We start from the raw sequence: 6,472 nt of genomic DNA, 5'->3' as shown, positions 1-6,472 counted from the left end.
GTAATATTGCAATAATAGATACTAATGAATAAGGGAGTGTAGTAAATGGCTATTGAAATATATTTGAACTTTAATGGGAATTGCCGAGAAGCTGTAGAATATTACGTAGAAGTATTTAAGGCAGAAGAACCAAAAATTATGACCTTTGGTGAAATGCCGCCAAGTGAAGAATACCCGCTACCGGAAGAAGCTAAAAATCTTATTATGCACACTCGTCTTAACATGTGCGGTAGCCTAGTTATGTTTTCTGATACATTCCCTGGTATGCCTTATGTTGAAGGAACTAACATTAGCCTAGCAATAGTTAGTGAAGACTTGGATGAGATTAAGTCATTATTTAATCAATTAAAAGTAGACGGAACTGTTGGAATGGAGCTTCAAGAAACATTCTGGAGCAAATGTTACGGAAGTGTTAAAGATAAGTTTGGGATTGAATGGCAATTTAACTATGGAAATGGTGAAATGTAAGTACTTTTTTTATGAAAATCTTCTTCAAATAGAAAATGTAAAAACCCCGTTGAAAACTAACATTTCAACGGGGTTTTTACTTATATGAGATTCTTAAACTCTATTATTATCTGCTTTCCAGTTTACAATAGCCTCTTTAATCTCTTTAGAATTCAAATTCTCTTTGACTGCACGTTCGCAAAGAATTGGAAACTCCTCTTCATCTGCAAAACGTAAAGCAATAATTTGACTATTACTTAGTTTTGAATCTAGTAATTTACCAGTTAATACAAAATGTCGTAAATTTTCTTCCGCTCGTATTGCTCGATCTTGGCTCTTCAATGGGTATAGTCTGACAAGGATTGCGATAATAATTATGGCAACTGTGATAAGTAAAAGTAAAACAGATTGCATAACGTTTTCTTCTGCATTAAGTGAGCTGACCATATTGATAATCGACACGATCAAAGTCGCTAACAATAGTAAAGTTAAAACGTAATGATAAAGAGGGTCCATCCTTACATGTGTTTTATAATTTTGATTCTCCATAATAATCTCCTTTTAAGTTTATTTATTCCCATTTAAAAGTGAAGCTTGCCACGATGAATGCTCCAACGGCCCAGCATGCTAAGATTAACGCATCAGAACCTAATTCCATAAAAGGAGTACCTACGTTCATCGTTTCACGTATTACATGACTTAAATGAGAAATCGGTAACACGTTAACAATCGGCTGGATAAAAGCTGGCATATCTTGAACAGGGAAAAATACGCCCCCTAAAAACAACATGGGAAATGATAAGAAACCAGCAATTGGTGCTGCGCTTTCAGGTGTTTTGGCAATTCCTGCAATAATAAAGCCAATGGCCATAAAAGCGAGTGTTCCTAAAACAACAAATGTAATTAAACTGATCCATGAACCGTTTACACTAACCCCGAAAATGAGGTTTGCTACTACTAATACAATAAGTGCCTGTAATCCATTTAGCATGAGTCTTGCTGTAATCTGAGCAGCGATAAAAGTAGAAGCTTTTAACGTCGTCCCTTGCATTCTTCGCAAAATCCCACGTTCTCTCCATGCGGCAATCTGCCCTGCTACGCCATTCATATTGTTAGTCATAATCATCATGGCTAAAATTCCTGGTACTAAGAAATCTATATATTTCAAATCCAAGGCTTCAATTCCACTTGAATTAGTCACGATGCTTGGTGTGTAATTTACTTTTTCTTTACTAATCCCATCAATTACACTATTTACAATGGTCAAACCTATTTGGGAAACGGCTAGGTTGGTTTCATTATAATAAACAGGTACCTCAATTGTCTTCGTATTTGCAGAGTCTTTCATCATCGCTTCATACCCTTGTGGGATTACAACTACGAGTTGAATATCTCCATTTTTCACTTGATCAAGTGCTTTCTCTTTGCTGTTGCTTGATTCAACATGAACCGCTTCATTTTTAGCAAGTAAGTTTGAGAATTCTTTCGATTGAGATGTTTGATCTTGATCTACTACACCAATCGAAACGGACATTCCGTTGCCATCTCCTAAAAAACTACCAAGCATCACCATTAGAAAAATAGGGAATGCAAGCGTCCAGAAAAGAACCTGGCGATTACGAAGGAAAATGCGTAATTGGGCTAGTGTTAGTTGCCAATATGCTTTCATTCTTCTCTCAGACTCCTTCCTGTCATGTGAATAAAGACGTCTTCTAACGTGGACGTTCTAGTTTGAAGATCGGTCAATTTCAAGTTTTTCATTGAAGTCAATTGAATCAAACTAATTAAAGTCACTTGAAGATCGTCAGTATAAATCACATAGGTATCCTTATTCTTGCCGACTTGCTTCACACCATCAAGTGATTCAAGCTCATCCGTAAGGAAATCTCCTTCAAAACGAAACTCAACTGCACTATCAGATTCTAAACTTTTCACGAGACCAGAAGGTGTATCTAATGCAATTAGATTCCCTTGATCCATAATCGCAATCCGGTCACATAGAACATGTGCTTCATCCATGTAATGTGTGGTTAAAACTGTGGTCTTGCCTTTTTCTTTTAATTTCAATACGATATCCCATAGTGTTCGTCTAGCTTGAGGATCGAGACCTGTCGTCGGTTCATCCAAGAAAAGTATCCATGGATCATGAACAAGAGCTAACGCAATGGCAAGGCGTTGTTTCTGACCCCCTGATAAAGTCTTGATCCGACTTTTGGCCTTTTCCGTTAAACTAACTTCCTCAATTAATTCAGGGATAGATACGTTTTTTTGATAAAAACTACCATATAAACGAAGGATTTCTTCGACGGTTAGCAGTTCAAATAGTGTGGTCGATTGAAGCTGGATACCAATGACTTCTTTGACTTTATTCAAGTCACGAGAAATATCAAATCCCCCGATTATTGCGGTTCCCCCGTCAGGTTTCCTGAGCCCCACCATCATTTCTAAAGTCGTCGATTTCCCCGCTCCATTCGGTCCAAGAAGTCCAAATATTTCTCCCTTTTCCACAGTAAAATCAATCCCGTTAACGGCTGTAAAGGTTCCATACTTCTTAACTAAGCTTTTCACTTCAATCATATTTTCCTGCTGGATGTTCATACTTCACTCTCCTATCGTGTATCCTTCGTTTCAAAAACGCTTAAATGCCAAATTAGCGGCAGAAGAACATTTGTTCTGTTTGGCTTATTGAAAGGACTCTGTTAACTTTTATTGTGGATTTTTTATAAAGAAAGGGTGAATCTGCTCCCTTTCCGCGAACGAAGCTAGCGCAGCGTTGCAACGCATTTTCATGTTTCGAAGCTAGCGCAGCGATGCAGAAACACAGGTTTGTCGCAGATTCCCTCACTATCAACAACATCTTTTAACGAGCCAATGAAAAAGAAAATCCCCCTTGAACTACTTTTATAGTACAAAGGGGTTAGATCAATTAGACCAATAATTAATATGTTAAACTTGCTGCCACTAGTAATCCTACTACGATAGAAATTGAAAATAAGCTAAAACCAACAGCTAGATTTCCTTTTTCTACTTCTTCAGCTAAGTTAGTGTTAGGTGTAAGGCCGTATTCAATGATCCAGTACGCAATGACTTGAGTGGCAATCCCGACAAGTCCCCAAATAAATGCATCTAGCAAATTCACACTACCTGCCCAAACTGTATATATTACAATTCCTAGACCGATTGCTTTCCCCCATAGTTTTAAAGCAACAGCAATATTTCCTTCTTTAATTAACTTCACTTCAGAAAACTTAGTCGTAAATGCAAAAACGGTTAACCCTAGAAGCATGAGTAAAACTCCAACACCAAAGTGTGCTAAAAAACTTCCCATTGTTTCTCCTGTAATATATTCCATCATCATCATCCCTTCAAACTCTCTTCTATGCCTACTGGTAAAAAATAAGATAAGTTATTCGTAATTGCACTGCCAGCACGTATCCCTATTGCTCCCGCTTTATTATTTAATAGAAAGCAACCATACATAAGATGTTGTTGCTTTTCACCCGTCGTAGTTTGTACTGTTGCTATTGGCAACGGGTGAAACGCTTGATACACCGGTAAGGTCTCACTGTATGTTCTCTGTGGTTCTGCGTTTATTGTTTCCCCCAACCCGTTAAAGATTTCCACTGTATCCCCTTCGCGTCCAAATGAAGGTTTTCGTACATAAGGTTGATTTGTTTTCAAGAATACGTCAGGTTCTAAATAGGTCGGTAAAAAATACCGACTAATAATTGTATGTTCATCTTTAGTGAAATACTTATCATCTTCATGCAATCCCCAAATAAGTGCTTGAACTGCTTTTGATTGCAATAAAAATGCTGAAGGAGGATTGATGACCATTACTTTATTCTCAACAATGAGCTTAATTAATTCCTGGCCAATATTTTCATTGGTGGTTGGATCAATATCATTAACTAAATGTTCAATTGGGTAGGTCTGACGATATAAGATGTCAATCCTTTCCCCACTTGGAGTAAAGACTCCAGGTTCAATAACAATGCCATCTTCATCAACTGGCTCTGTAAGGATTTTCAACTCATCTAAACTCACGTACTCCGAAGGTAGATCCAGATGCTCTTGTAAAAAACGAGTCGTCCACATATCTTCAATATTGTCTCCGTGTGACGTGAAGACAATTTTGGGTATTCCCAGTCTATTTAATTGCTTCCAAGAAGCGGTTACTGCTTTTCTCATTTCCCTACGAAGAATGTCTGTGCTTTCATTATTAGGGTTTTGAAGTCCAAAGTGATTACATACAAAGTCGTTTGCATGAAACGTTTCTTTAATAAATGTTGGGGTATCAGAATTAAATTCAAGAAGCTTAATATCTGAATTGGATACAACAAAATCAAGTCGTCCGATTATATATTCCTGCGGTATGGTTTTAATTCGGCAATAGGTAAGAGCTTCTTTTGGATAACCCAGTTGAAGAAGCGTCTCATCATCCAAATCTCTTAAAAGTGAAGCAACTTTCACAAAAATAGCGCCTACTTTTTCCGCTGCTACTCGAATTTCATGAATATCCACATGCGTTTGTTTATGGATGTCTAACAACGCATATTCAACGTCATATAAATCCGGGAAAAAGTAAGGAACTTGACTGTATACTCTTTCTCTATCAATTYGAAATTGTGGGTTTATCACCCTCCAAATCCTCCTTTAGAGCCACTTCCTATACCGGATTTATAATTGCTTTGTGCGTTTTTGTATTTGTTTAAGTTACTTGAATAATTAGGTGAGCTTCTCAAAGCAGAACGATTACTAAACATACTCCCTAAAAGATAATAAGCTCCAAAATGACTTGATTTTCTGTCATCACAATAATACGTTCCTTCTTCATCATCCCATTCCCAATCATCACACTCATACTCTGTCGGTTCAGGTGGTAAAGACGCGGATGACTCGTATTGATTTTGACCACATCCTGACATACTGAAAGCCATAACAGATGTTGCTACTCCTGCCATCAACTTTTTGGTTTTATTCATGATCTATTTCCCTCCATTTTGTAACCTGTCTTTATCAAATACAGAACATATACTCGTCGGTCTTCATCAATCTCAGAAGAGTCTTTATCCCATTCCTGTCCATCGATGAAGTGGTAATCAGCACCTATATGAGCAAGGATATCAATATGATGATCGAATTCAAGTTTTTTTAGGAGTGGATGATTCGCTCTACCATTAAATTCACGCATTTCTAACTGTAATGCGCCATTTAGATTGAATTCTTCCTTTTCCACTTCGCCTTCTTCATGCTTCGTTACGTAAATCACATGCCAATCACCTTCAATAGCAGAAGACGTCTGCTTATATACAGTTCCTTCTTTAATATAAAAATCGCATCCTCTTCGAGCAAGAACCTGTTGTAAATCAATCTGTTCATAATGAAATAACGGTTCAGAAGAGTTGTTTCCTTTAAATAAGCGGTATTCTAGTGAAGTATTCACTTGTTCATCAGTCCTTTCACCAAGCGTCCTCTACATATACGATTTGATATGTTTATGGTTTCATTTTAATAATGAGTTGCCAAATTCTATTGTATACCAGTGTAAAGTCCATATCACTCTGTACTAAAAAAATTGTTTGTTATTAATAATAATGAATTATCCAATTATTTGAAACTATATTATTATCGATTCCCATATGTAATAATAACTATTTTTATTGGAGATGGAATGGATGAGTAAGCTAGTAACAAATTGTGCACGATTTGCTGTTGCTTGTTCAAATGAAAGGAAAACAGAATACCCTGCAAAAGAAAGTCACTTAGAGGATGTAATTTTTGCAGGGCAAGAAAATCAAAATAATCAATTAGTGTTCAACTGAGATGAACTAACAATTATCAAAGATGAATTTGAGGTTAAACCGGACATCACACCATCTGATGCAGAAGGAATGGAAAAATCGGAGATTGTCTATCATGATATAAAAATTAAATCGAAAGATGATAAATACTTCATCACAGGTTCAGATGATTTTTCATTAATACTTCAAAGAGTAGGAGAGCGTATCGTAGTGGATGAATT

General features: G+C 36.7%; 9 protein-coding genes. 2 read left to right on the top strand and 7 right to left on the bottom strand.

Annotated features, from left to right (window positions below; all coding sequences use genetic code 11):
- Window positions 1–45: 45 nt before the first annotated feature.
- Window positions 46–468: a VOC family protein gene (locus AC1DOS_RS16995; protein ID WP_477538454.1), complete on the top strand. Its 423-nt coding sequence runs from the start codon at window positions 46–48 to the stop codon at window positions 466–468.
- Window positions 469–561: 93 nt separating this feature from the next.
- Here AC1DOS_RS16995 and AC1DOS_RS16990 read toward each other — a convergent pair whose 3' ends face one another.
- The 7 genes from AC1DOS_RS16990 to AC1DOS_RS16960 form a co-directional block, all read right to left on the bottom strand.
- Complete coding sequence (locus tag AC1DOS_RS16990; protein WP_477538453.1) at window positions 562–996, bottom strand: DUF6526 family protein; 435 nt, start codon at window positions 994–996, stop codon at window positions 562–564.
- Between the two features lie 22 nt (window positions 997–1,018).
- A complete protein-coding gene (locus AC1DOS_RS16985; RefSeq protein ID WP_477538452.1) occupies window positions 1,019–2,116 on the bottom strand; it encodes an ABC transporter permease in 1,098 nt (365 codons plus the stop codon).
- Window positions 2,113–3,045 carry an ABC transporter ATP-binding protein gene (locus tag AC1DOS_RS16980; protein ID WP_477538451.1) on the bottom strand — a complete coding sequence of 311 codons (933 nt, stop codon included), beginning with the start codon at window positions 3,043–3,045 and terminating at the stop codon, window positions 2,113–2,115. The genes AC1DOS_RS16985 and AC1DOS_RS16980 overlap by 4 nt, the downstream gene beginning before the upstream one ends.
- Before the next feature lie 340 nt (window positions 3,046–3,385).
- On the bottom strand, window positions 3,386–3,799 hold the full coding sequence (locus AC1DOS_RS16975) for a DUF350 domain-containing protein (RefSeq protein ID WP_477538455.1): 414 nt from the start codon (window positions 3,797–3,799) through the stop codon (window positions 3,386–3,388).
- 5 nt (window positions 3,800–3,804) lie between these two features.
- Window positions 3,805–5,088, bottom strand: a complete 1,284-nt coding sequence (locus AC1DOS_RS16970) for a glutathionylspermidine synthase family protein (RefSeq protein WP_477538450.1) — start codon at window positions 5,086–5,088, stop codon at window positions 3,805–3,807.
- Complete coding sequence (locus AC1DOS_RS16965) at window positions 5,085–5,432, bottom strand: hypothetical protein (RefSeq protein ID WP_108585708.1); 348 nt, start codon at window positions 5,430–5,432, stop codon at window positions 5,085–5,087. The genes AC1DOS_RS16970 and AC1DOS_RS16965 overlap by 4 nt, the downstream gene beginning before the upstream one ends.
- Complete coding sequence (locus AC1DOS_RS16960) at window positions 5,429–5,893, bottom strand: hypothetical protein (RefSeq protein ID WP_477538449.1); 465 nt, start codon at window positions 5,891–5,893, stop codon at window positions 5,429–5,431. Before AC1DOS_RS16960 ends, AC1DOS_RS16965 begins: the two co-directional genes overlap by 4 nt.
- 232 nt (window positions 5,894–6,125) lie before the next feature.
- On the opposite strand from AC1DOS_RS16960, the gene AC1DOS_RS16955 reads away from it, so the two are divergent.
- Window positions 6,126–6,272 (top strand): hypothetical protein, encoded by a 147-nt coding sequence (locus tag AC1DOS_RS16955; protein WP_477538448.1) that lies wholly within the window; start codon window positions 6,126–6,128, stop codon window positions 6,270–6,272.
- Window positions 6,273–6,472 lie beyond the last annotated feature (200 nt).

This window comes from Paenisporosarcina sp. P5_A11 (genome assembly GCF_056400705.1).
Note: the sequence above shows the minus strand (reverse complement) of the source record. Positions and strands in the feature narration are given on the sequence as shown.

What these genes read in the sequence shown, in the direction of transcription:
- AC1DOS_RS16990 (WP_477538453.1), bottom strand. Translation starts at nt 996, where the DNA reads ATGGAGAATCAAAATTATAAAACACATGTAAGGATGGACCCTCTTTAT.
- AC1DOS_RS16985 (WP_477538452.1), bottom strand. Translation starts at nt 2,116, where the DNA reads ATGAAAGCATATTGGCAACTAACACTAGCCCAATTACGCATTTTCCTT.
- AC1DOS_RS16975 (WP_477538455.1), bottom strand. Translation starts at nt 3,799, where the DNA reads ATGGAATATATTACAGGAGAAACAATGGGAAGTTTTTTAGCACACTTT.
- AC1DOS_RS16980 (WP_477538451.1), bottom strand. Translation starts at nt 3,045, where the DNA reads ATGAACATCCAGCAGGAAAATATGATTGAAGTGAAAAGCTTAGTTAAG.
- AC1DOS_RS16965 (WP_108585708.1), bottom strand. Translation starts at nt 5,432, where the DNA reads ATGAATAAAACCAAAAAGTTGATGGCAGGAGTAGCAACATCTGTTATG.
- AC1DOS_RS16955 (WP_477538448.1), top strand. Translation starts at nt 6,126, where the DNA reads ATGAGTAAGCTAGTAACAAATTGTGCACGATTTGCTGTTGCTTGTTCA.
- AC1DOS_RS16995 (WP_477538454.1), top strand. Translation starts at nt 46, where the DNA reads ATGGCTATTGAAATATATTTGAACTTTAATGGGAATTGCCGAGAAGCT.